The organism is Mucilaginibacter litoreus (assembly GCF_042676805.1).
GTDB lineage: Bacteria > Bacteroidota > Bacteroidia > Sphingobacteriales > Sphingobacteriaceae > Mucilaginibacter > Mucilaginibacter litoreus.
This window is the reverse complement of the sequence record NZ_JBHTHZ010000013.1, coordinates 179,490-201,545: the sequence shown is the minus strand read 5'-3', so window position 1 is coordinate 201,545 and position 22,056 is coordinate 179,490. Positions and strand designations below refer to the sequence as shown.

The window sequence follows — 22,056 nt, the reverse complement described above, 5'->3', positions numbered from 1 at the left end:
AGCAATATTACATTTTTCGTGATCAGATATCAACTTTAACTTAAATAAACCCTATAATAAAAATTAAATGCGCCTTTCCTATATTTGAAGTCAAACACATCTCAACCATGAAAATAAACGCATTAGTTGCCATAGCTGCTGCTGCCCTGTTTGCGGGATGCACAAGTAATAGTGATAAAGCTACAGCACTCAACGCCGTTGATACCGGCCTTTCTGCAGATATCAAGCACCATATAGCCGTTTTAGCCAACGACTCGCTGCTTGGCCGTAAACCTTTCAGCAAAGGCGAAGAAAAAACCATAGCTTACATCGCCTCAGAGTATAAAAAGCTCGGACTTGAGCCTGGAAATAATGGCAGTTATTTTCAGGAAGTACCAATGGTAGAGATAACCTCAACTTCCGGCAATATGAAAGTGGGCGGTAAGGCAAGTATGGATCTAAAACCTGGTACCGACTTTGTTGCAGCCACCCGCCGCGAGCAGGATACACTGACGCTGAAAAATTCGCCGCTGGTTTTTGCCGGCTTTGGCGTTGTAGCGCCAGAATTTGGCTGGAATGATTACAAAGGCCTTGATGTAAAGGGCAAAACTGTTGTTGTACTGGTGAACGACCCGGGCTTTAAAGCACCTGAGAAACTATTTAAAGGTGATACCATGAGCTATTATGGCCGCTGGACCTATAAGTATGAGGAAGCTGCGCGACAGGGGGCAGCAGGTGTACTTATTGTTCACCAAACGGAACCTGCAAGCTACGGATGGCAGGTGATCCAAAACAGTTTTACGGGTTCTAAATTATATTTACAGCAAGCCGATAAACACATGAACCGCTGCAAGGTAGAAGGGTGGATAAGCGAAGAAGCGGCCACCAAGCTGCTTGCCAGCGCAGGCATCAGCGGTAATATCCGTGATTATGCCCGCAGCAAGGCTTTTAAGGCTGTACCACTGAACAGTACAGTTTCCATATCGATTAAAAACACGCTTAAATATGCAAAATCCAACAATGTAATCGGTATTCTGAAGGGAACAGAAAGGCCTGATGAAACTGTACTTTACACGGCACACTGGGACCACTTTGGCATTGGTAAACCTGATGCAAAAGGCGACAGCATTTACAACGGCGCTATTGATAATGCCAGCGGTGTGGCAGCGGTGTTGGCTGTAGCTAAAAAGTTTTCGCAGCAAAAAGAAAAACCCAAACGCTCTATAGTTTTCCTGGCAGTTACCGCAGAGGAACAGGGGTTATTAGGATCTGAATATTATGCCACGCATCCCATCTACTCCCTAAATAAAACCGTTGCCGACCTCAACCTCGATGCCTTGTCTGATTTTGGCGAAACCAGCAATTTTTCTATCACCGGCAAAGGACAAAACGATCTTGACGATTACGTGATTGCACTTACCAAGCCAAAAGGCTGGGATGTTGTGGGCGATGAAAATCCCGGTTCGGGCAGTTACTACCGGTCTGACCATTTTAACTTTGCCAAAGTAGGGGTACCGGCGCTCGACTTGCATAACGGCGCCAAAAGCATACAGCGCGGCGAAGATTTTGGCAAGGAAAAGCTTAAAGAGTATAACGATCAGCGCTATCACCAGCCATCAGACCAATACAGTGATGATATGGATACTAAGGGTATGGCGCAAACCGCTAACCTCATGTACCGGTTAGGTGTCAAACTTAGCAATGAGACAACTTTTCCGGGTTGGAAAAAAGGTTCGGAGTTTAAAGCCGTAAGGGATAAGATGATGAATAAGTAAGTTTGTTTTTCCTGTCCGGGTATATTAATCTGGATAAAGGTATTGTAAACATCGACGCTTACATTTACAAACGTTTAAGTGCAATACTTAAACCCGCGCAGGTAATAGTTTACGATGCGATGGACGTTTAATAATGTTCACGAACACACAAGTGAACACCGTGAACACGGTTAAATAGCTGTTAATCAGACCTATGAAAATTCAGGTGACAAAGCGTTGTCATTAACACATTTCGGCGTAGGCGAAAGGCAACGAGTTTCACATCATTGCAAAGGAATAAGCAATCTACAACTGAACTGTCATGGTGAGCCTGTCGAACAATTAAATAGCGTACAAGTCTTCGACAGCTCAGACTGACTCAATACAAGTGACGTCATTGCTGTAAGGAACGACGAAACAATCTCAGTGTATTCTCTTGTCCTATAAGATTGCCGCGGTATCGCTCGCAATGACACTTTATCAAAGAGCGGCGGTGGTCGAAAGATACCCAGGGCTATATTACTGACACAACTATTACGCAGGAAACACAACAGAGTGATATTAACTGCAATTAAACCTTATCAATCCTTACCCATTGCATACCAGCAGCAATAGCAGCCTGCACACCTGGCTCGCCATCTTCAAAAACAAGGCAATGCTGTGGTTCAACACCAAGCTTTTCGGCGGCGGCTAAAAACGGGTCGGCATAAGGTTTACCGTTGGGCGTTTCACCCGCGCAAACCAATACTTCTACCAAATGATCAATCCCTAATACTTTTAATGTTTTTTCAACTGAATTGCGGCTGCCGCCGGATACTACGCCAATGCGCACCTTCCCAGCATGGTTAATGAGGTGGTTAACCACATAATCAATGGGCTGAGTTTGCTCAATAAACTCATTAAAAAATATTTGGTGCTTTTTAGCCGTAAACTTTACCGGGTCGAAATTGGTATTATAGCGTTTATTGATTTCGCCAATCACGTTAAGAATAGGCAAACCGGCAAACTCATCAATAATATCGCCCTCAATCACCACCCCTTCATCGGCTGCCACACGGATATAACTTTGCTTATGAGCACCCATGTTATCGGCAAGGGTACCGTCGCAGTCGTACAAAAACGCTTTAAAATCACCTGTTGAAAGCTTGGTAAGCGCCTTATATTTTTTTGATGATATAGTTTCCATTTTCGGCTGCAATTATACCAAAACTTAAAACATGCGGAAGTCAAAAGATGGCTGCTGATTATATCAATAAATATTACGTCCGGCGCCACCATCAACTTGTATAGTTTGCCCGCTAATATATGATGCCTGTTCCGATGCCAGGAAAGTCACTAAAGCAGCCAGTTCCTGCGGCTGGCCAATGCGGCCCAAAGGTATGGCTTTAGCCTTTTCTTTAACCGCTTCATCCGGATCAACATCCTTCGGAAGCGTGTGTTTGATTCTGTCAGTCAGTATCAAGCCTGGGGCTACATTGTTTACAGTGATATTGTAAGGCCCAAACTCATCAGCCATCAATTTGGCCATACCTACAACCCCCATTCGCATAGCGGTGGATAATACGGAGTTAGCAAGTATAGATTTAACCGAGCCGCTGATGATATTGATGATCCGCCCGCTTCCGGTTGATCTCATATAAGGCAATACCAGGCGGCTTGTACGCGCCATGCTGAGCAGATTAAGTTCAAATGCTTTTTGCCACTGCTCGTCATCAAAGTTTTCAAACTTATCAAAAGGCGGCCCGCCGGCATTATTCAGCAGGATATCTATACGGCCATGAGTTTCCGCAACTTTATGTATAAAGCTGCCTACTTCTGCAGCATTGGCTACATCAACAGCTATAGCGGTTACCTGGTTACCGGTAGCCTGTTCAATCTCCTCAGCGGTTTTATTTAATTCTGTCTGGCTGCGCGAACCAATGACAACCCTCGCTCCTTCGGCCGCTAAGGCTAAAGCTATTGCTTTACCTAATCCTTTACTGGCTGCCAGTACAATGGCAACTTTGTTGGTTAGTTTTAAATCCATAATACGTTACAATGCATTGCTAACATAAATAAAATATATTTGTGTGCTGTTAACAATGCTTTTAAAGGCTGCTATAAAAGAATATTTTAAAATGAAAAATCAGGTTAGGCGTACGGTGATATTGCTGGCCGTAGCATGTGTTTTGTATTGGATAGAATTTTTCTTTGCCAACAAGCAGAATAACGATATGATGAATATTGTACGTGGTGCCACTGCCGGTTTTGGCTTAGCAGGGTGCATCAGTTTCCTGATCTTAATTTTCAACCAGTTTAAACAAAGCCGCGTAAAGTAAATCATGAAAAAGCTTATCCTTAGTTTTGGCTATGCGTTTAAAGGCTTAAAATACGCTTTTACAACCCAGCAAAATTTTAGGATACATGTAACAGCAGCCATTGTGGCTATTGTGTTTGGCTGGTGGCTAAATGTAAGTGCCGACGAATGGCAATGGATAATGTTATGCGTTATGCTGATGCTGGTAACCGAATTATTAAATACCGGCATTGAGACCCTTACCGACCTGGTATCGCCCAACTATAATAAACTTGCCGGCCATGTTAAAGATATAAGTGCCGCTGCGGTATTGCTGGTCGCTTTTTTTTCGTTGGGTACCGGCGCTGTTATTTTTATACCAAAAATTATAAAACTGTTACATGCTGCATAAAACCCGCGGAATAGTTTTCAAAACAACAGACTATAGTGAAAGCAGCGTGGTAGTACAGATTTTTACCGAAAAGTTCGGGCTGCAATCTTACATTATCAATGGGGCTAAAAAACCCAAGGCTAAAATTGGCCGCAATATGCTGCAACCGCTTTCGCTTGTTGATATGGTAGTTTACCACAAAAGCAATGGTAACGTGCAGCGCATAACAGAGTTAAAGAATGTACCTTTATTACAAAGCGTCCCTTACCATGTAATTAAAAGCTGCATTGCCATGTTTCTGAATGAGGTATTGTACAAGGCCATCAAGCAACAAAGCGCTGATGACGCTCTTTTTGATTTTGTATTTAACGCCATCGAGCTGCTTGATCATAAAACTACCGGTCTGGCAAACTTCCACCTATTATTTTTATTACAGCTAAGCAGATACCTTGGCTTTTACCCGCATGGCAAACAAGGCGATTATTTTGATATGAAAGACGGTATTTTCAGCAATTACAAACCGGAGAGCTTGAATTATCTGTCACCACCTCACACTAAAAATTTTTATGCCTTGCTGCAAAGTAACTTCAGTAATGTTGATGCTGTAAAACTAAGTAATGACGAACGCCGTTATCTCATCAGCAAATTACTGGAATATTTTGCGCTGCATGTAGAAGGGTTTGGAAACATCCGGTCGCATGAAGTGCTGGAAGATGTTCTGGGATGATTAATTACAAATATTACATATTTTAGCTGCATGTACGCCACAACAAAAGTAGCCCTACGTAACATTGCTTTTTCGACAGCCTTCTTAACAACATTTATTGCCTGTAAATACAGGCCTAACACTCCCGGTCATGGCGAAAAACCAACCGTCTCGTTCAAGAGTGTAGAAGGCATCACCTTCATAGAAGTATCGCGCAGGCAAACAAACGGCTTGTCGTTTAATGAATATGGTTATCATTTAACCCCCGACTGGAAACTGCGCTTCGTATCAGCAGATTCGGCGGCTTTATACAGCCCCGTAAAAGACGCGTTTTTTAATTTCCCACTGGCTTTGGGTACCGATTCAGTATTCAATATTGCCCATGCTTTCCTGAAATTGAAGAAGATGAGCAAGGATAGCCTGGTAATTAACCTGCTAGAAGCTCAGGGCGATTCCATAGACATCAACAAATCCAGGGTGGTGATGAAATTGTATTCTGAAGATTTTATCAAGAATAAATTACATACCGATGCATCCGTGCTGCAGCGCGCCACCCCGCAGGACAGCGCTTTTGTACGCAAGCTTGTAGCTAAAGCCAATACTGATATCAAAAAGGCTTTTTCCGCGTCGCAGCCTGTTCAGTTGATCAGCAAAATCCCTAATGTTAATGTGGTAAAACGGAAAACCAAACCCAGCCTGCTGGATAATAAATATAGTACAGATGATGATTATCTGACCCCAACTTATGATATTACCATTAACAAGGCTTACCAGGATTTCGAATATTCTTTCGAGGCAACGGTAGACTCTGCCGGCGTATGGCATTACAACAAACCGCTTGTACCCTTTATGGGAGACGCAGATGCCGAAAAGAATTATATCAAGGTATCAACAGCTATCATGAATACTTATTTAAAGCTTTACCTGACCACCAAACCAGGTGAAACTTTGGGCATGAAACATGCCAGCACCATATCGGTAAACGTTAAAGGCATGGTTGCGCCGCGTAAACCTGATTGATTAACGGGGCAAGGTTGTTATATTTGTAAATTATTACTAACAGGAGTTTTTGGTAATTACCAGCCTCCCGACTAAAAACAGATAATGATACAACTGCTGACGCCAACCTACTGGGAAGACTACGAACTGATTGATTGCGGCAACTTTGAAAAGCTGGAGCGTTTTGGCAACATCATTTTGATACGCCCCGAGCCACAGGCAGTGTGGGACAAAGCACTAAGCGAAGCCGAATGGCAAAAACTGCATCACATTAAATTCAGAGGGCGGTCTGCCACCGCGGGCGATTGGCTAAAAAAGTCACCAAAAACGCCAGACAGATGGCACATTGAATACAAGAACAAGGACGTTGCCATTAAATTCCGTCTGGGGCTTACTTCATTCAAGCATGTGGGTATTTTTCCCGAACAGGCTGTAAACTGGGATTATATATCAGATAATATCCGCAAGTTTAAAACGCCATCACCTAAGGTACTTAACCTGTTTGCCTACACCGGCGGTGCATCATTAATTGCCAAAGCAGCAGGTGCCGATACCACGCACGTCGACTCGATAAAGCAGGTGGTTACCTGGGCTAATGAAAACCAGGAAATCTCTGGCCTCAAAGATATTCGATGGATGGTTGAGGATGCGCTCAAATTTGTTAAACGTGAAGTAAAACGTGGTAAAACATACAATGGCATTATCCTGGACCCACCCGCCTACGGCAACGGCCCTAATGGTGAAAAGTGGAAGCTGGAAGATAACATCAATGAGATGATACAGGATGTTATTAAACTGCTTGACCCTGAAGAGCACTTCTTGATATTAAATACCTACTCGCTCGGGTTTTCATCGGTGATCATTGAAAACCTAATCAGGAATGCTTTCCCGCAGGTGCAAAACCTCGAGATAGGCGAACTTTATCTGCAGGCCACTGCCGGCCCTAAGCTACCGTTAGGGGTATTCGGAAAATTTTTTAAAAATAAGGGTGCTTAACTCTTCTATTTCTATATTTATACCCGGTATATTTAACCAACATTAAATCACTCAAACAAACACACAAGCACAATTGCTGCCCCCTACCCTATGAAATTAAAAAGCATATTAATCCCCGGCTTTGCATTGATTTTTTCTGTAATATTATTTACCAATTGCAGCCAAAGTAACGGCAACCAAAAAACCAGCAATGCTGCCGATACCACAAAAAAAGATAAGACTAAGAACGATGCTGATACCTTAAGTGTCGTTAAATCAAGCTATCCGCCAACTGACAAAGCCCTGTACGATTCGTTGATGAAGCGCCTGGCCAATGGTGACACTACCGGCAGATGGCCTGTTAAAGGGCAGCCTTACCCGCTGGGCGGCGCTATTTTACCTTTTAAAAGGGTAGTGGCGTTTTATGGTAACCTGTACTCAAAAAAGATGGGAATACTCGGCGAATTGCCGCCTAATGAAATGATTGCCAAACTTAAGGGAGAGGTAAAAAACTGGGAGAAGGCAGATCCTAAAACACCGGTACAACCTGCCTTGCACTACATTGCCGTTGTAGCACAGGGTGACGGCGGTAAAGACGGTAAATACCGCTACCGTATGCCGTTTAAACAGATTGACAGCGTGCTTACTTTAGCTAAGAAAGCTCATGCAATAGTTTTCCTTGATGTACAGGTGGCCTTAAGCACTATAAAAGACGAATTGCCTTTACTGGAACCTTATTTAAAAATGCCACAGGTACATTTTGGTATGGACCCTGAGTTCTCTATGAAAGATGGTACCCGCCCCGGCAAAAAAATAGGCACTTATGATGCTGCTGATGTTAACTATGTAAGCAATTACCTGGCTAACCTGGTAAAGAAAAACGGACTGCCACCTAAAATATTGATCGTGCACCGCTTTACACGTAAAATGGTTACTAACTATAAGAACATTAAATTACACCCCGAAGTACAGGTTGTAATGGATATGGATGGCTGGGGCGAACCAGATCTGAAATTAGGCACTTACCGTAACTTTATATTCCCCGAGCCGGTACAATTTACAGGGTTTAAGCTGTTTTATAAAAACGACTTAAAGAAAGCCCCTCACCACATGCTTACACCGCAGGAAGTACTTAAATATAAACCTGCGCCTATATACATACAGTATCAGTAAACTACTTTAAAAGGGAAGGCCTTAAGTGAAAATACTTAAGGCCTTCCCTTTTAAAGTATGGATAATAACCGGCTTCGTACCGTAGTGTAAATAAGGCGTAACAATAGTAATATAATGTTCGTTATAAGTTATGTACCGATCAGTTAACCAGTTATGAACCCATCTGTCAGGACCGTTTTTAACCAAAATTTTACTGAAGAAAAATATGCTGATTTTTTGGTTGACCTTAATACAGGCCTTAAAAGGCCGCTTGAATTTAGGGTAGCAGAGACCCCGGTTTTTCTTACTGATGATTTTAGGGACAGGCTTATTGAGGCAGGGACCGACATTATTAAAGTTATTTGTCAGGATAATTTTAAACAACTAAGCGAACGCGCTATACCTGATAAATGGCGCGTTGCCAATGAGAATGAGCACCCGCATTTTCTAGCCCTTGATTTTGGCGTTTGTAAGGATGAGGCCGGCAACATTGTGCCTAAGCTCATAGAGATGCAGGGATTCCCATCATTATACGGTTTTCAGTTACACCTGTGCGAGAATTACCGGCACTCTTTTAACATCGCAGGTAATCAAACGATTTTTTTTAACGGCCTGACCAAAAGCAGTTATATTGATTTGCTTCGTAAAACCATAATTGGCCCTTATAAGCCCGATGAAGTAGTACTGATGGATGTAGATGCGCCTAACCAAAAAACCGCTGTTGATTTTTACCTTACTGAGAAATACATAGGTACACTGGTAGTATCACTGGCTGATCTGATACAGAAAGGGAACAAACTTTATTATAAAACATCATTAGGCGATGAAAAGCAGGTAAAGCGCATATACAACCGCCTGATATTTGATAAAATAGAAAACGACCCTGACGTATTTAGCAAAGTGGTTGATATACGCCAGCCGCTTGATGTAGAATGGATAACCCACCCCAACTGGTTTTACCGCATCAGTAAGTTTACCATGCCCTTTTTAAAAGGTGAGTATGTGCCTGACACACATTTTTTAAACGATATAAAACAAGTCCCTCAGGACTTACATAATTATGTGCTAAAACCGCTTTTCAGTTTTGCAGGGCAGGGTGTTATCATTGATATTATGGACGATGACATTGCAAAAATCCCTGATCCAGAAAATTGGATATTACAGGAAAAGGTTGATTATGTGCCCGTTTTAGAGTCGCCTGATGGTGGAGTAAAGATAGAAATACGCCTGCTGTACCTCTGGCCTGACGGAGATACAGCACCTACACTGGCTGTAAACCTGGCGAGATTAAGTCGTGGCAAGATGATAGGCGTGCGTTATAATCAAAACTTTGATTGGGTAGGTGGTACGGTAGCATTTATGCATAAATAAATGGCTAATACTATTTTGCTTATCCGTTCGTATATATTTAATATTAATTTTGCTGATATGAATATCCAGATAATCATTATAGCTGTTTTATTTATTGCAGCCCTTTTTTATATAAGCCGGATTTTATATAAAAGCCTGTTTGCAAAAAAAGGCTGTGGCACAAACTGCAAATGCGGTGTAGACTTTTCTGCAATTGAACCCGGCAAACAAAGCAGGTAATTGCATGGTTTCAATACTTATTACCTTACCTGATCTTTATACTTAGTACCCCTTCATGTCCTCAAACAACAGGCAGATATTTCAGGCCGATAACCCCGAACGCTGGAACCGCTTCAAATGGATCAGCCGCATATTATTAATAGTTTTTGTTGTTGGCGTAGTAGCCGCAGTAATTACGGTTACCTCCAAAGAATATCCCGAGCTGCCTAACCTTGATCCGGCCCCAAAAAAGCTTTCTCACGAAAAACTGGAGTCGCTCAAAAAATCAAAGAAATATGAAGATTTTAAAATAGAAAAAGCTGAGATAGAAGTGCTGGCCAAAGCCCGTCATTTACACCAGCTTAAACACCCTAATAATGAAAACCGCATAAACGCCGGTTTTTACAAAGCATGGGAACCACAGGCATATAACTCGCTGGTTGATCATATGCCCAGGTTGGATATGGTGGTTACCGAAGGTTTTGCCTTTTCACCCAAAGCCGATACCTTAAAGACCAGCCTGGATACCGGCCTCATCAATCTTAACAAAAAGTACAAAAAACAAGTACTGGTTACCCTGTCTAATTACGTAAACCTGGATAATGTAAGGGGCGAATATGACCGCAAAGATGTACTGCGCATTTTTAAAAGCAAAAAGTTGCGCACGAACTTTATTAACAGCATGGCCGCTGTTTTAAAGCATTACAACTTTAACGGTGTCAACCTGGATATTGAAGATCTGCCGGACCGTAATGGCCCGGAGTACGTAGCTTTCCAGAAGGACCTTTACAACATCTTTCACGCTCAGGACCTGCTGGTTACTACTAATGTTACCCCTAATGACGAAGAATACGATCTTAAGCGATTACAGCATGTAAATGATTACCTGTTTGTAATGGCCATAGACCAGCATTGGGACCAAAGCAACGCCGGCGATGTATCTCACCAGCATTGGGTAGAGGAAATTTTGGATAATGTTTGCGCGCAGATCCCCAGCGAAAAGGTGATCCTGACAATTGCCGGCGGTGGTTTCGACTGGCCGCAAGGCAGCATTGGTACAGCCATAGGCTATGCGCAGGCTATTAGCCAGGCCAAGCAGTACAATAAACAGATAGCGTACAATCCGGAGTCGGCCAACTTGAACTATAGTTACTTGGGCCCCGATAGCCTTAACCACACTGTTTACTTTGCCGATGCCGCCACTAATTTCAACATTATCCGTATGGCCGATGATTGGGCTACCGGAGGTGTTGCCTTGTGGCGTTTAGGTTTTGAAGACCCTCGTTTGTGGACATTTTTTCAGAAAAACTTATCGCTCGACTCGCTTAAGAAAACCGGTTTCGATCTTAAAAGGCTGGATACAGTTGGCTCTAATAATAAAATAGATTATGCAGGCGAAGGCGGTGAGGTACTTGACCTGGTAACAGTACCGCATACCGGCAAGATCAACGTATCTATGGATACCAACTCTTATACAATTACTAATCAAAAGTATATAGAGCTGCCTACCAAGTATGTAATACGCCGCTATGGTTACAAACCCGGTAAAGTGGTTTTAACTTTTGATGACGGCCCCGATCCTGATTATACCCCCCGTATATTAGATATTCTGAAAAAGGAAAAAGTACCGGCATCATTTTTTGTGGTGGGTTCAATGGTCGAGAAAAACATTCCTATACTTAAACGTATTTATGACGAAGGCTACGAAATTGGCAATCACACCTTTTTTCACCCGGATATATCAACCATCAGTTTAGACAGGGTAAAGCTCGAACTGAACTCTACCCGTAAACTTATCGAATCGATAACCGGGCGTAGCACCATTCTGTTCCGCCCGCCGTTTAACGCCGATGCAGAGCCTCAAACACTGGCCGAGGTTATACCCGTTGCCGAAAGCCGAAAACAAAGTTACATCACCATTGGTGAGTCCATCGACCCGTGGGACTGGTACCCCGGCGTTACTGCTGATAGTATAGTAGCCCGAACCATCCGCCAAAAAGACAACGGCAGTATGATCTTGCTGCATGATGCCGGCGGCGACACCCGCGAAGAAACCGTAAAAGCCTTGCCGGAAATTATACATTACTTTAAAAGCCACGGCTACCAGTTTACCACCATAGCTGATATTTTAGATAAAAGCAAGGACGAGCTGATGCCGCCCGCCAAAGAGGAACAAACCTTTTGGGGCAAATATTATGACATTGTAGTAATGGGATTTTTTGTAGGCAATAAGTTTTTCTTTTACCTGTTCCTTACGGCAATTTTTCTGGCTGTAGGGCGTATTGTGCTGATAGGTATCTTAGCTTCAAGGCAATTTTCAGCAAATAAAAAGATACAGAATATTTCTCAGGAACTGCCGCCGATAAGCATAATCGTACCGGCATATAACGAAGAAGTTACCGCCATTAAAACAATAGAAAGCCTGCTGCAAACGGAGTATCCGGCATTCAATATCATTTTTGTTGATGATGGTTCTAAGGATAACACTTATAAAGTTGTATCAGAAGCTTATGCCAGCCATCCGCTGGTAAAAGTGCTTACTAAACCAAACGGTGGAAAAGCGTCTGCACTTAACTTTGGCATAAGCCATTGCGAGCATAATTTTGTGGTTTGTATCGATGCAGATACCCAACTGCAAACCAATGCCATTTATCACCTGATGACTTACTTTACTGACGAGGAGATCGGCGCCGTTGCAGGTACCGTTAAAGTGGGTAACGAGAATAATATTATTACCAAATGGCAGTCGATAGAGTACATTACGGCCCAAAACATGGACCGCCGTGCATTTGATATCATCAACAGCATTACAGTAGTGCCGGGCGCTATAGGGGCATTCCGCAAATCGGCCATATTCCGTGCCGGTGGCTTCACGTACGATACCCTTGCTGAAGATTGCGACCTTACTATGCGCATCCTTAAACAAGGATATGTGATAAAAAACTGCGCCGAGGCCGTTGCTTATACTGAAGCGCCCGAAACCATCAGCGCGCTGCTTAAACAGCGTTTTAGGTGGAGCTTTGGGGTTATGCAGAGCTTCTGGAAAAACCGCGATGCTTTATTCAACAAAAAATACAGTTATTTTGGTATGGTGGGGATGCCTAACATCCTAATCTTTCAGATCATTTTGCCGCTGTTCTCGCCACTGGCCGATTTAATTATGATAATGGGCATATTCGGTAGCCACCCGGAGAAAATGTTTATCTACTACGGCGTATTCCTGCTGGTTGATTTCCTTGTAGGCGTGCTGGCCTTCAGGATGGAGAAAGAGCGTTATAGCAAGCTGATTTATCTTATACCTCAACGCTTTTTATGGCGGCAACTGATGTATTACATCCTTTTTAAATCAATTCGTAAGGCGTTAAAAGGTGAGCTAAGCACCTGGGGTGTACTTAAGCGCACGGGCAACGTAAAGCTAAACAAAGATGAACTGGTAGGAGAAGGCAACGAGCCGCCAATGTAATGCGGTAAAAGATGAGTAAAGAGCAGCGATTGTGATAGTGAATAGTAAGTAATCGGTGATAGGTAAACAATTGCTGATTATAGTATTAAATCTTTTGCATCAGCTCTGTAGCGGTGCTGAAAGCAAACCTGAAAATATCTAAGCGTACTATCTTCAAAACCAAACTTATGGTAAGTAAAAACAAAGGCCCCGCTATCAGCGAGGCCTTTATGCTATTTCTAATAACTAAGTTTTAGTGGATACCCATAAACAGGCGGCTCCAGCGTATTTTGTGCAAAAATGATGCGTTTGAGTCCCAGCTCATCCATACAAACAGTGCTTTACCTACTATGTGGTCTTCGGGTACAAAGCCCCAGTAGCGCGAGTCTAACGAGTCGTGGCGGTTATCACCCATCATCCAGTAATAATTCATTTTAAAGGTGTAAGTGTTTGTTTCCTTATCGTTGATAAATATCTTACCATTTACAATTTGTAGCTTATTACCTTCATATACTTCAATTGCACGGCCATAAACAGGCAGGGTAAGGCTGTCTAAAGTAACGGTCCAGCCCTTTTTGGGTATAATGATAGGCCCGTAGTTATCTACATTCCAATCAAAATCTTTATTCTTCGGGTCGAGCTTATATTTAGGTGTCGAGGCAGGAAATACAGGGTTAAACGGATCGGCCTGGCCCGGAGGTTTAATATTTGGTGTTACCGCTTTGATATTAGAGTACGTTTTTAATTGCGCAGCCGCTCCTTTGGTCATGGTTGGTGCGCCAACATTATCATAGTTAGAAATCTCTAACTGATCATATATCTCGGGGTTTACATCCATGCCGGTAGTAGTAACCGTATAATCTGTTTGCTCGCCGGGCGGGTTTGGCGCTGCCTTGCCATTTACATACACCTGCGCGTTGATCAGCCGTAAGGTATCTCCAGGCGCACCCTGGCAGCGTTTAATATAATTTTCGCGTTTATCAACCGGGCGATAATAGGGAGAATCGGCCTCCATTGGATAGTTAAACACAACTACATCGCCTTTCTTTACATCACTTAAGCCTGGCAGGCGGTAATAAGGCAGCTTTACCCCATCCCAATATGCTTTTGTACCAATAACCGGCATGGTATGGTGCGCAAACGGGAATGCAATCGGCGTCATGGGTGTACGGGCACCATAGTTAACCTTACTTACAAATAAAAAGTCGCCCACTAATAAAGAGCGCTCCATTGACGGAGTAGGTATAGTATAGGCTTCAATAAATAGTGTACGTATCAGGGTAGCGGCAACTACGGCAAATATGATCGCCTCGGTCCACTCCCTGGTGGTAGATTTTTTTTTGGTTTTGTCTTTATCTTTTTTCCAGAATTTCCAGTTCATTATTATGAAATATGTGCAGTATTTAATTACTGTTTATTAAAATCAAACATTTCCTCTATCGAGTGGAACCCTTTTCTATCTTTTATCCACTCGGCGGCCAAAACAGCCCCCAAGGCAAAGCCATTACGGTTATGTGCCGTATGCTTAAACTCAATGGTATCTACTTCGGAGTCGTAAATAACGGTATGCGTTCCAGGGACATTTTCTATCCGCAAAGACTCAATAAGCAACTCGTCTGTTGCAATGGTTTCGTTATTGGGATGATCGTCGCTGACCAGCACATTTTTCCATTGTGCTTTTGCATCAAGGTTACTGATGATGCCATCGGCAATGGTAATGGCCGTGCCACTTGGCGAATCCAGCTTTTGGGTATGGTGTATCTCTTCTACCTGTACCTCGTAATAAGGATAGCTATTCATGATCATGGCAAGCATCTTATTTAGATGGAAAAAGATGTTTACGCCAACGCTAAAGTTAGTGCCGTAGATCATGGATGCGTTATAGTGGCCGCACTGTTGCTGTATCTGAGTCATTTCGTTATGCCAGCCTGTTGTGCCTACAACAACCGGTGTACCGGCCTTAAAACAAAGCTCAATATTTTGCAGAACGGTTGAGGGTGTACTGAATTCAATGGCAACATCTGCCTTTTGCAGGTTTTCGGCAGTTAATTCATCCGCATTGTCCCTATCAATTTTCAGTACAATTTCGTGCTTACGGTCAAGGGCTATTTTTTCTATCATCTTGCCCATTTTACCATAACCTAACAGTGCGATTTTCATCTGTTTAATATTTATAGCCCAAAGGTAACTTTTAAACCCGGAATATAAGCACCGCTAAAGTTACCGGCATACAAAGGATTGTTTATTAACGTGGGCGATACTTTCATAGACAGGTTATTATCTACAGTGTAAGCATTAATAAATTTAGCGGTAACATAAGCTTCTACCACCTGTACCCCCCAAACCAGTATCACGCTGCCAATACTTATCTGAAAATTGCGCTGATAATTGCTGGCTGCTTCCTGCAACTGCGTAAATGTTGCGTTGCTGTACTGCGCGTATTCTGTTTTATACTTCTGGTACTCGGCATAAAAAGGCTTGCCCTCTGTTGGTATGCCGCCTGTATTTTTTATGCGTGCTAACGCCAAAAACATTTTATAATTTTTATGACTGTCAATTATCGAATATCCAAGGGCGCCTAAACCGGCATATATGGCCGGCACCTTCCACCACCAGCCCTGGCGGTTGTACAACTGGCCCCAACCCGGTATAAATAACGAACGTTTTACCGCAAGGCTTGGGCTATGGGTACTATCCGGGTGATACTCCGGCTCGTTGGTGATCTTTGGCTTAAAATATGGCCGCTTTACAGTATCAGCACTTTTACCAGCCGTATCTGCCTTTGGTTTTGCCAGCGAGTCAGGCCGTTGGGCCATCGCAAAAAGTGCAAAGGCTGTAAACAATACGGTTAATAAAGTTTTTTTAAGCATGTTTTACCAATCCAGCATTTCAAGTATACGGCCCAGATCGTCTTCGGATAAGAACGGAATTTCTATCGATCCATTGCCCTGGCTGTTAACTTTAAGCTTAACCTTAGTACTGAATTTTGATGCAAGGTCGTCCTGTATCTTTTGCAGCTGGTAGGTAAGTAGCTCAGGTTGCTTACCTTCCTTTTTTACGGGCGTTTTTTGCACCTCGCGGGCCAGCTCTTCGGCCTTACGTACCGATAGCTCATTTTTGATGATCTGCTGATGGATGTAAAGCTGCGCTGCAGGATCTTCTACAGCAAGCAGGGCTTTGGCATGGCCCATGCTTATCTCACCGTCTCGTAAGGAAGCCTGTATGCTTGGCGGCAGCTTAAGCAATCGCAGATAATTGGTTACGGTAGAGCGGTTTTTGCTTACACGGTCGCCCAGTTCTTCCTGTTTAAGGCTGCACTCATCTATCATTCGCTGAAAGCTCAAGGCAACCTCAATAGCATTAAGGTTTTCGCGCTGTATGTTTTCAATAAGCGCCATCTCCAGCATCTGCTGATCGTTGGCGGTACGTACATAGGCAGGAATTTGTGTAAGCCCGGCTAATTTAGAAGCACGCAGCCTGCGCTCCCCCGAAATCAGCTGATACGCATTAGTGCTTACACGCCTTACTGTTATAGGCTGTATCAGGCCCTGCAGTTTAATAGATGCCGAAAGATCGGCCAAGGCCTGTTCATCAAATTCGGTACGGGGCTGAAACGGGTTAACCTCTATTTCACTTATCTTAATCTCATTAATACTGCCCAGGCTGTCTACCTCAGATACAGGCCTTGTCGCAGTAGCAGTATTGTTATTATTTTTATTCGGAAGCACACTTGGGCTGTCGTTAAGCAGGGCGCTTAACCCTTTGCCCAAAGCGTTTCTTTTCTCTGTACTCATAAATCTTATTAAGCTGTTACTGTAGTAGCCAGTTCTTCATCTTTAACCAAGCCGTTTTTGCGGATGATCTCGCGGGCAAGGTTCAAATAGTTAACGGCCCCCTTACAGGTTGCATCGTGCATAATTACCGATACGCCAAAGCTTGGCGCCTCGCTTAAGCGGGTATTACGTTGTATAATGGTATCAAAAACCATATCCTCAAAATGGGTGCGCACCTCATCTACCACCTGGTTAGACAGCCTTAACCTTACATCATACATGGTAAGCAATATCCCTTCTATCTGTAACTGAGTATTCAGGCGCGATTGTACAATTTTAATGGTATTCAGCAATTTACCCAATCCCTCCAATGCAAAGTACTCGCATTGCACCGGGATGATAACGGAGTCGGCAGCGGTAAGGGCGTTAATAGTAATTAAACCCAGGGATGGCGAACAATCAATAATAATAAAATCATACTCGTTGCGCACACTGTCTAAAACCGCTTTCATTTTATACTCACGGCTCTCCAGGTTAATCATCTCTATTTCGGCACCAACCAGGTCTATATGTGCAGGCAACAGGTCCAGGTTAGGCGTATCTGTTTTTTGTATGGCCTCGCGTGCATCTATCCCGTTAATTATGCACTCGTATATACTATTTTTAATATTGCGTGGATCAAAACCAATGCCCGATGTAGAGTTAGCTTGCGGGTCGGCATCAACAAGTAATGTCCTATATTCCAGCACCGCTAAACTTGCGGCCAGGTTTATAGATGATGTAGTTTTACCAACGCCGCCCTTTTGATTGGCTAAAGCAATAATTTTACTCATTCTGTATCTCCAAAAATTTTATAAACTGCGGTTTATTATAAACGAAAAACAGGAACAGAAATTTCTATGTTTGTACTGTTTTTTATCCGCCGCTAAAGATACGGATTAAAAACTATTGAGAAATTAACAGTTTTGCCAACTTACAAACATTTAGTAAGGGGAAGAATGGTGAGTGGATAGTGGTGAGTAGTTAAGAGAGAAAGATAATACCATTAAAATTACAGGTAACTCAATTACTATTTATAATCGACTCTGATCATTCCACTAACCACTCACTATTCTCCATTCACTACTTACCACACACAACATGGTTACTATCATAGCATCTACCAACCGCCCCGGGAGTTCAACCCTTAAACTTGCCAGCTATTATCAAAAGCAGTTGGCAGAGAAAGGACTTGAAACCACCTTATTTCCGTTGACCGATCTCCCTGCAAACCTAATCCAGACTGATCTGTATGGCAAACGGAGCGAGGAGTTTAAACCAGTACAGGAACTTATAACCAATACTGATAAATTTCTTTTTATTATACCCGAATATAACGGCAGTTTCCCCGGCGTACTAAAGGTTTTTGTAGATGCCTGCAGTTTCCCTGAAAGCTTTTATGATAAAAAAGCCGCGTTGGTGGGGCTGTCTTCGGGCAAATATGGTAATATTAGGGGCGTTGACCATTTTACCGGGGTATGCCATTACCTTAACCTGCATGTTATGCCGCTTAAATTACATATTGCCTCTATTCGTAGTGAAATGGATGCCGATGGTAACCTTATAAAAGAAGACACCCTGCGTTATACCAACGAGCAGATGGATAAATTTATCCGGTTTTAATTACTTCAGGATCATTACCCAGCCAGACATTTTAGGAGTACCATTTTTCAGATCGATAACATAATAATACGTGCCGGCAGGCAGCGCTTGCCCGCTGCTTTTACCATCCCATGGCCTGCTATATCCCCTGCTCTGGAAAACCTGCTTACCATTGCGTGTGTAAACTGCCAGTACACTTTCGGGATAGGTTTCAAGCGCCTCTATATTCCATAGATCATTTACACCATCGCTGTTGGGTGTAAAGGTTGAAGGAATTACTATTTTTTTAAACACACGTATAAACACATCACTATCATCAATACCGCAACCGTTTGCAGATGTTACTGTGAGTTTATATGTAATATCATTTGGTGGGTTTGCCGTTGGGGTGAGTGAGTTTGGGTTGTCCAGGTAACTGGCCGGCGACCATGAGTAACCCGCCACATCGCCCGTGGCGCTGCCATTTAGCACAACCGATTGCCCCTCAAATATCTTTTTATCGTCACCGGCATTTGCCACAGGCACATCACGCACTTCTATCTGCACCTGCGCTGTATTAATGCATTGGCTGGCATTGGTTACCGTCACTGTATAGGTAGTGGTTTGCGCCGGCGATGCAACCGGGTTTGCCGATGTAGCATCAGATAATCCTTCGGCGGGCGCCCATTGGTAAGAAACTGCGCCGGGCGAATTTACAGTAAGCACAGTACTGCTGCCCTTACAAATGCTTGTTTCACCTACAGTGATCTGTGGCTGGGGTTTGGCAATAACGTTTACCTGTGTTGTTGCCTCGGTTGAGCATCCCTGCGCGGATATTACTTTTACGTTATACTGCCCTTTATTGGCAAGAGTCAACGCTGCAATGGTTAAGGGGTTTGCGGTGTTTTTGCTGCCATCAGGCAATGTCCACTCATAATTAACTCCACCGCCGGCCGTCAGCACCAACGGGTCTCCTTCGCATTTGGTTTGTGCCGCAATGGTTGGTATTACCGGGTAAGCCGTAACGCCAACGGTAACCTCATTAGAGTATACACGGCAATTTACAGACGATATATTGCCAGCCTCTGCCGTGCCCAATCTGTACTGATAAGAACCCAGCTGCGCATTTGTTAAAGTAATATTGAGCATCAGTCCATTTTCTCCGGATATATCAACCCACCCGTTACCATCATTGTAGTTTTTTTGCCACTGATATTCAGGTTGATCATACCCTGAACTTGGCGTTGCAGTAATTGTATACGAACCAGTTTCCCCTACGCATAAATCTTCCTGGGTCGAGGGGGCTGAACCGCCGGTAAAATTTGCCTGCACAATAGGGCCGCATGCCCTGAATGCGATATCATCAAGTAAAAGGTCGTTACCCGCGCCCCCGGGAGCGTTATTAATCATCCGGACAACCACTTTTGCGCCACCGGCGGGTGTGGTAAAATAGGTGCCATACTTCACCCATTCATCGGCACTTGTTGTTTCATATATAGGGCCGGTAGAATATGATTTTAACTGTGCGCCGTTAACCGTTTCAATAACAAAGGTAATATTTGGCTTATTGTGGGTACTTGCTGCAGATGGCAATACAAGGTTTTTTATGTAAGCTGAAAACTCATAAGTAGTTTCTCCGCAAAGTTCAATATCGGTGCTTTTGCGATAAAATTCCCCGGTGTCGTAAGACGCATTAACCAGCATCATGTATCCTCCATTGCCGGTATGGTCCTTTAGTACAGAATACCACGTATCCGGATGGCAGCCTGATTCCTGCTTCACCAGGGCGTATTGACCATCCTCTGGGCATGATGTGCCTACGTAAGTATAAGTAGTATTGGGAAATTGTGGAGAGACGGCGCCAAAGTCCTCTTTGATGATAGGATCGCCCAGACTACCGTTACAAACCTGCGCAGATAACTTAAAGGTCATCAGCATGAACAAACACAGCAGGGTAAATTTAAAAAGGGTTGGCACCTTCAAATATAATCTTTTAGGTAACAAATGCACATATTATAATATCTCCACTGATTACTGGCAAACAAATTTTTTAATTTTTAAGTTATTTATTTACTTATTGATTCTATGAAAACATATCCCATCCTTATAGCAGCCGCAATACTTATAGTAAGCTGCAAACAAAAAAAACCAGACCCGGCTAAAGCCGATAGTGTGTCAACACCAGTTGCACAAGGTGTAAAACTCCCGGCTCCTTATGAAAGCAAATCAGTAAAAAACTACTGTAAGGTTATTGGCTGGCCGGCAGGTAAAACGCCCATAGCCCCCCAAGGCTTTAATGTAAGCCTGTTTGCCGATACCCTTAAAAATCCGCGCAATATTTACATTGGGCCTAATGGCGACATATTTGTATCTGAAGCTAATACCGAGGCTAAAGGGGTTAAGAAGATAGGTGCCAAAATTATCGGTGCGGCGGCATCGCAAAACATGGGTAAAAGCGCTAACCGCATTACTTTGTTACGCGATACGGATGGTGATGGCAAAATAGATTACCGCAATGTATTTTTAGAAAATTTAAACCAGCCCTTTGGGATGCTGATATTGGGTAATGCATTTTACGTAGCCAATACCGATGGTTTGGTGAAATTTGATTACAAGGCCGGACAAAATAAGATCAGCACGCCAGGCAAAATGGTACTTTCTTTACCGGCAGGAGGTTACAACAATCATTGGACACGTAATATACGTGCTAACAGCACCGATACAAAAATATATGTCGCGGTAGGTTCTGGTAGTAACGTTGGTGAACATGGCCTCGAAAATGAAGTTCGGCGGGCAGACATTATTGAAATAAATCCGGACGGCAGCGGCGAACGCATTTATGCAAGCGGCTTACGCAACCCTGCCGGTATCGCTTTTCAGCCGGGCACCGGAGTACTTTACGCAGCTGTTAATGAACGGGATGACCTGGGCGACAATTTAGTGCCCGATTACCTTACCAGTGTAAAAGAAGGTGGGTTTTATGGCTGGCCCTGGGCTTACTTTGGCCAGCATGAAGATCCGCGCCTTGAAGTAAAACGCCCGGATATGGTTAAGAAAACCCTTACTCCCGACCTGTCATTAGGCCCGCATACCGCATCGCTCGGGCTTGCCTTTTATACCGGTAATATGTTTCCTGATCAGTATAAAAATGGCGCTTTTATTGGCCAGCACGGCTCATGGAACCGCTCGGTCTTAAGTGGCTACAAAGTTGGATTTGTACCGTTTAGCGGCAATAAAATAAGCGGACAGATGCAGGATTTCCTGACCGGCTTTATAGCCAATGCTGATAAGAAAGAAGTTTATGGCCGACCGGTAGGCGTTACTGTTGCCAAAGATGGATCATTATTGGTAGCCGACGATGCCAGCAACCGTATATGGCGGGTAAGTAACAAATAAATTTAATAATTAAACGAAATAACAT

The 22,056-nt window shown here is 43.4% G+C and carries 19 protein-coding genes; 11 read left to right on the top strand and 8 right to left on the bottom strand.

Annotated features, from left to right (window positions below):
- The first annotated feature begins 107 nt into the window (after positions 1-107).
- Complete coding sequence (locus ACFQZX_RS14285; RefSeq protein ID WP_377116544.1) at positions 108-1,754, top strand: M28 family metallopeptidase; 1,647 nt, start codon at positions 108-110, stop codon at positions 1,752-1,754.
- Between the two features lie 550 nt (positions 1,755-2,304).
- On the opposite strand, the gene ACFQZX_RS14280 is transcribed toward ACFQZX_RS14285, so the two are convergent.
- On the bottom strand, positions 2,305-2,919 hold the full coding sequence (locus tag ACFQZX_RS14280; RefSeq protein ID WP_377116542.1) for an HAD family hydrolase: 615 nt from the start codon (positions 2,917-2,919) through the stop codon (positions 2,305-2,307).
- Positions 2,920-2,982: 63 nt separating this feature from the next.
- Complete coding sequence (locus ACFQZX_RS14275; protein WP_377116540.1) at positions 2,983-3,759, bottom strand: SDR family NAD(P)-dependent oxidoreductase; 777 nt, start codon at positions 3,757-3,759, stop codon at positions 2,983-2,985.
- Positions 3,760-3,850: 91 nt separating this feature from the next.
- Between ACFQZX_RS14275 and ACFQZX_RS14270 the strand changes: the two genes are divergently transcribed.
- The 8 genes from ACFQZX_RS14270 (at position 3,851) to ACFQZX_RS14235 (ending at position 13,263) form a co-directional block, all read left to right on the top strand.
- Positions 3,851-4,051, top strand: coding sequence for a hypothetical protein (locus tag ACFQZX_RS14270; protein ID WP_377116537.1), 201 nt, complete (start codon positions 3,851-3,853; stop codon positions 4,049-4,051).
- Between the two features lie 3 nt (positions 4,052-4,054).
- On the top strand, positions 4,055-4,420 hold the full coding sequence (locus ACFQZX_RS14265; protein ID WP_377116534.1) for a diacylglycerol kinase family protein: 366 nt from the start codon (positions 4,055-4,057) through the stop codon (positions 4,418-4,420).
- Positions 4,410-5,126 carry a DNA repair protein RecO gene (gene recO / locus ACFQZX_RS14260; RefSeq protein ID WP_377116532.1) on the top strand — a complete coding sequence of 239 codons (717 nt, stop codon included), beginning with the start codon at positions 4,410-4,412 and terminating at the stop codon, positions 5,124-5,126. Before ACFQZX_RS14265 ends, recO begins: the two co-directional genes overlap by 11 nt.
- 30 nt (positions 5,127-5,156) lie before the next feature.
- A complete protein-coding gene (locus ACFQZX_RS14255) occupies positions 5,157-6,125 on the top strand; it encodes a hypothetical protein (RefSeq protein ID WP_377116529.1) in 969 nt (322 codons plus the stop codon).
- A gap of 84 nt (positions 6,126-6,209) precedes the next feature.
- A complete protein-coding gene (locus tag ACFQZX_RS14250; RefSeq protein ID WP_377116526.1) occupies positions 6,210-7,100 on the top strand; it encodes a class I SAM-dependent methyltransferase in 891 nt (296 codons plus the stop codon).
- 90 nt (positions 7,101-7,190) lie between these two features.
- Complete coding sequence (locus ACFQZX_RS14245; RefSeq protein ID WP_377116523.1) at positions 7,191-8,252, top strand: hypothetical protein; 1,062 nt, start codon at positions 7,191-7,193, stop codon at positions 8,250-8,252.
- Between the two features lie 153 nt (positions 8,253-8,405).
- Positions 8,406-9,602: a hypothetical protein gene (locus ACFQZX_RS14240; RefSeq protein ID WP_377116520.1), complete on the top strand. Its 1,197-nt coding sequence runs from the start codon at positions 8,406-8,408 to the stop codon at positions 9,600-9,602.
- A gap of 274 nt (positions 9,603-9,876) precedes the next feature.
- Positions 9,877-13,263, top strand: a complete 3,387-nt coding sequence (locus ACFQZX_RS14235) for a glycosyltransferase (RefSeq protein WP_377116517.1) — start codon at positions 9,877-9,879, stop codon at positions 13,261-13,263.
- 232 nt (positions 13,264-13,495) lie between these two features.
- Here the strand turns inward: ACFQZX_RS14235 and lepB are convergent, their stop codons facing one another.
- Genes lepB through ACFQZX_RS14210 form a run of 5 tightly spaced genes read right to left on the bottom strand, consistent with a single transcriptional unit; the run spans position 13,496 to position 17,848 of the window.
- Complete coding sequence (gene lepB / locus ACFQZX_RS14230) at positions 13,496-14,623, bottom strand: signal peptidase I (protein ID WP_377116515.1); 1,128 nt, start codon at positions 14,621-14,623, stop codon at positions 13,496-13,498.
- 26 nt (positions 14,624-14,649) lie between these two features.
- Positions 14,650-15,402 (bottom strand): 4-hydroxy-tetrahydrodipicolinate reductase, encoded by a 753-nt coding sequence (gene dapB, locus ACFQZX_RS14225; RefSeq protein ID WP_377116512.1) that lies wholly within the window; start codon positions 15,400-15,402, stop codon positions 14,650-14,652.
- An 11-nt stretch (positions 15,403-15,413) separates the two neighbouring features.
- Positions 15,414-16,112 (bottom strand): DUF5683 domain-containing protein, encoded by a 699-nt coding sequence (locus tag ACFQZX_RS14220; RefSeq protein WP_377116509.1) that lies wholly within the window; start codon positions 16,110-16,112, stop codon positions 15,414-15,416.
- 3 nt (positions 16,113-16,115) lie between these two features.
- The gene (locus ACFQZX_RS14215; RefSeq protein WP_377116506.1) at positions 16,116-17,036 is read right to left on the bottom strand and encodes a ParB/RepB/Spo0J family partition protein; all 921 of its coding nucleotides are present in this window, start codon (positions 17,034-17,036) and stop codon (positions 16,116-16,118) included.
- A gap of 8 nt (positions 17,037-17,044) precedes the next feature.
- A complete protein-coding gene (locus ACFQZX_RS14210; RefSeq protein ID WP_377116504.1) occupies positions 17,045-17,848 on the bottom strand; it encodes a ParA family protein in 804 nt (267 codons plus the stop codon).
- 307 nt (positions 17,849-18,155) lie between these two features.
- Between ACFQZX_RS14210 and ACFQZX_RS14205 the strand changes: the two genes are divergently transcribed.
- Positions 18,156-18,677 (top strand): NADPH-dependent FMN reductase, encoded by a 522-nt coding sequence (locus ACFQZX_RS14205; RefSeq protein WP_377116501.1) that lies wholly within the window; start codon positions 18,156-18,158, stop codon positions 18,675-18,677.
- On the opposite strand, the gene ACFQZX_RS14200 is transcribed toward ACFQZX_RS14205, so the two are convergent.
- Positions 18,678-20,567: a gliding motility-associated C-terminal domain-containing protein gene (locus tag ACFQZX_RS14200; RefSeq protein ID WP_377116498.1), complete on the bottom strand. Its 1,890-nt coding sequence runs from the start codon at positions 20,565-20,567 to the stop codon at positions 18,678-18,680.
- A 153-nt stretch (positions 20,568-20,720) separates the two neighbouring features.
- Here ACFQZX_RS14200 and ACFQZX_RS14195 point away from each other — a divergent pair, with 153 nt between their 5' ends.
- Complete coding sequence (locus ACFQZX_RS14195) at positions 20,721-22,031, top strand: PQQ-dependent sugar dehydrogenase (RefSeq protein ID WP_377116495.1); 1,311 nt, start codon at positions 20,721-20,723, stop codon at positions 22,029-22,031.
- The last annotated feature ends 25 nt before the right edge of the window (positions 22,032-22,056 follow it).

Excerpts from the sequence above, each read along its gene's own strand:
- ACFQZX_RS14255 (WP_377116529.1), top strand. The coding sequence starts at position 5,157 with ATGTACGCCACAACAAAAGTAGCCCTACGTAACATTGCTTTTTCGACA.
- lepB (WP_377116515.1), bottom strand. The coding sequence starts at position 14,623 with ATGAACTGGAAATTCTGGAAAAAAGATAAAGACAAAACCAAAAAAAAA.
- ACFQZX_RS14240 (WP_377116520.1), top strand. The coding sequence starts at position 8,406 with ATGAACCCATCTGTCAGGACCGTTTTTAACCAAAATTTTACTGAAGAA.
- ACFQZX_RS14250 (WP_377116526.1), top strand. The coding sequence starts at position 6,210 with ATGATACAACTGCTGACGCCAACCTACTGGGAAGACTACGAACTGATT.
- ACFQZX_RS14210 (WP_377116504.1), bottom strand. The coding sequence starts at position 17,848 with ATGAGTAAAATTATTGCTTTAGCCAATCAAAAGGGCGGCGTTGGTAAA.
- recO (WP_377116532.1), top strand. The coding sequence starts at position 4,410 with ATGCTGCATAAAACCCGCGGAATAGTTTTCAAAACAACAGACTATAGT.
- dapB (WP_377116512.1), bottom strand. The coding sequence starts at position 15,402 with ATGAAAATCGCACTGTTAGGTTATGGTAAAATGGGCAAGATGATAGAA.
- ACFQZX_RS14275 (WP_377116540.1), bottom strand. The coding sequence starts at position 3,759 with ATGGATTTAAAACTAACCAACAAAGTTGCCATTGTACTGGCAGCCAGT.
- ACFQZX_RS14235 (WP_377116517.1), top strand. The coding sequence starts at position 9,877 with ATGTCCTCAAACAACAGGCAGATATTTCAGGCCGATAACCCCGAACGC.
- ACFQZX_RS14215 (WP_377116506.1), bottom strand. The coding sequence starts at position 17,036 with ATGAGTACAGAGAAAAGAAACGCTTTGGGCAAAGGGTTAAGCGCCCTG.
- ACFQZX_RS14205 (WP_377116501.1), top strand. The coding sequence starts at position 18,156 with ATGGTTACTATCATAGCATCTACCAACCGCCCCGGGAGTTCAACCCTT.
- ACFQZX_RS14220 (WP_377116509.1), bottom strand. The coding sequence starts at position 16,112 with ATGCTTAAAAAAACTTTATTAACCGTATTGTTTACAGCCTTTGCACTT.
- ACFQZX_RS14245 (WP_377116523.1), top strand. The coding sequence starts at position 7,191 with ATGAAATTAAAAAGCATATTAATCCCCGGCTTTGCATTGATTTTTTCT.
- ACFQZX_RS14285 (WP_377116544.1), top strand. The coding sequence starts at position 108 with ATGAAAATAAACGCATTAGTTGCCATAGCTGCTGCTGCCCTGTTTGCG.
- ACFQZX_RS14280 (WP_377116542.1), bottom strand. The coding sequence starts at position 2,919 with ATGGAAACTATATCATCAAAAAAATATAAGGCGCTTACCAAGCTTTCA.
- ACFQZX_RS14195 (WP_377116495.1), top strand. The coding sequence starts at position 20,721 with ATGAAAACATATCCCATCCTTATAGCAGCCGCAATACTTATAGTAAGC.
- ACFQZX_RS14265 (WP_377116534.1), top strand. The coding sequence starts at position 4,055 with ATGAAAAAGCTTATCCTTAGTTTTGGCTATGCGTTTAAAGGCTTAAAA.
- ACFQZX_RS14270 (WP_377116537.1), top strand. The coding sequence starts at position 3,851 with ATGAAAAATCAGGTTAGGCGTACGGTGATATTGCTGGCCGTAGCATGT.
- ACFQZX_RS14200 (WP_377116498.1), bottom strand. The coding sequence starts at position 20,567 with ATGACCTTTAAGTTATCTGCGCAGGTTTGTAACGGTAGTCTGGGCGAT.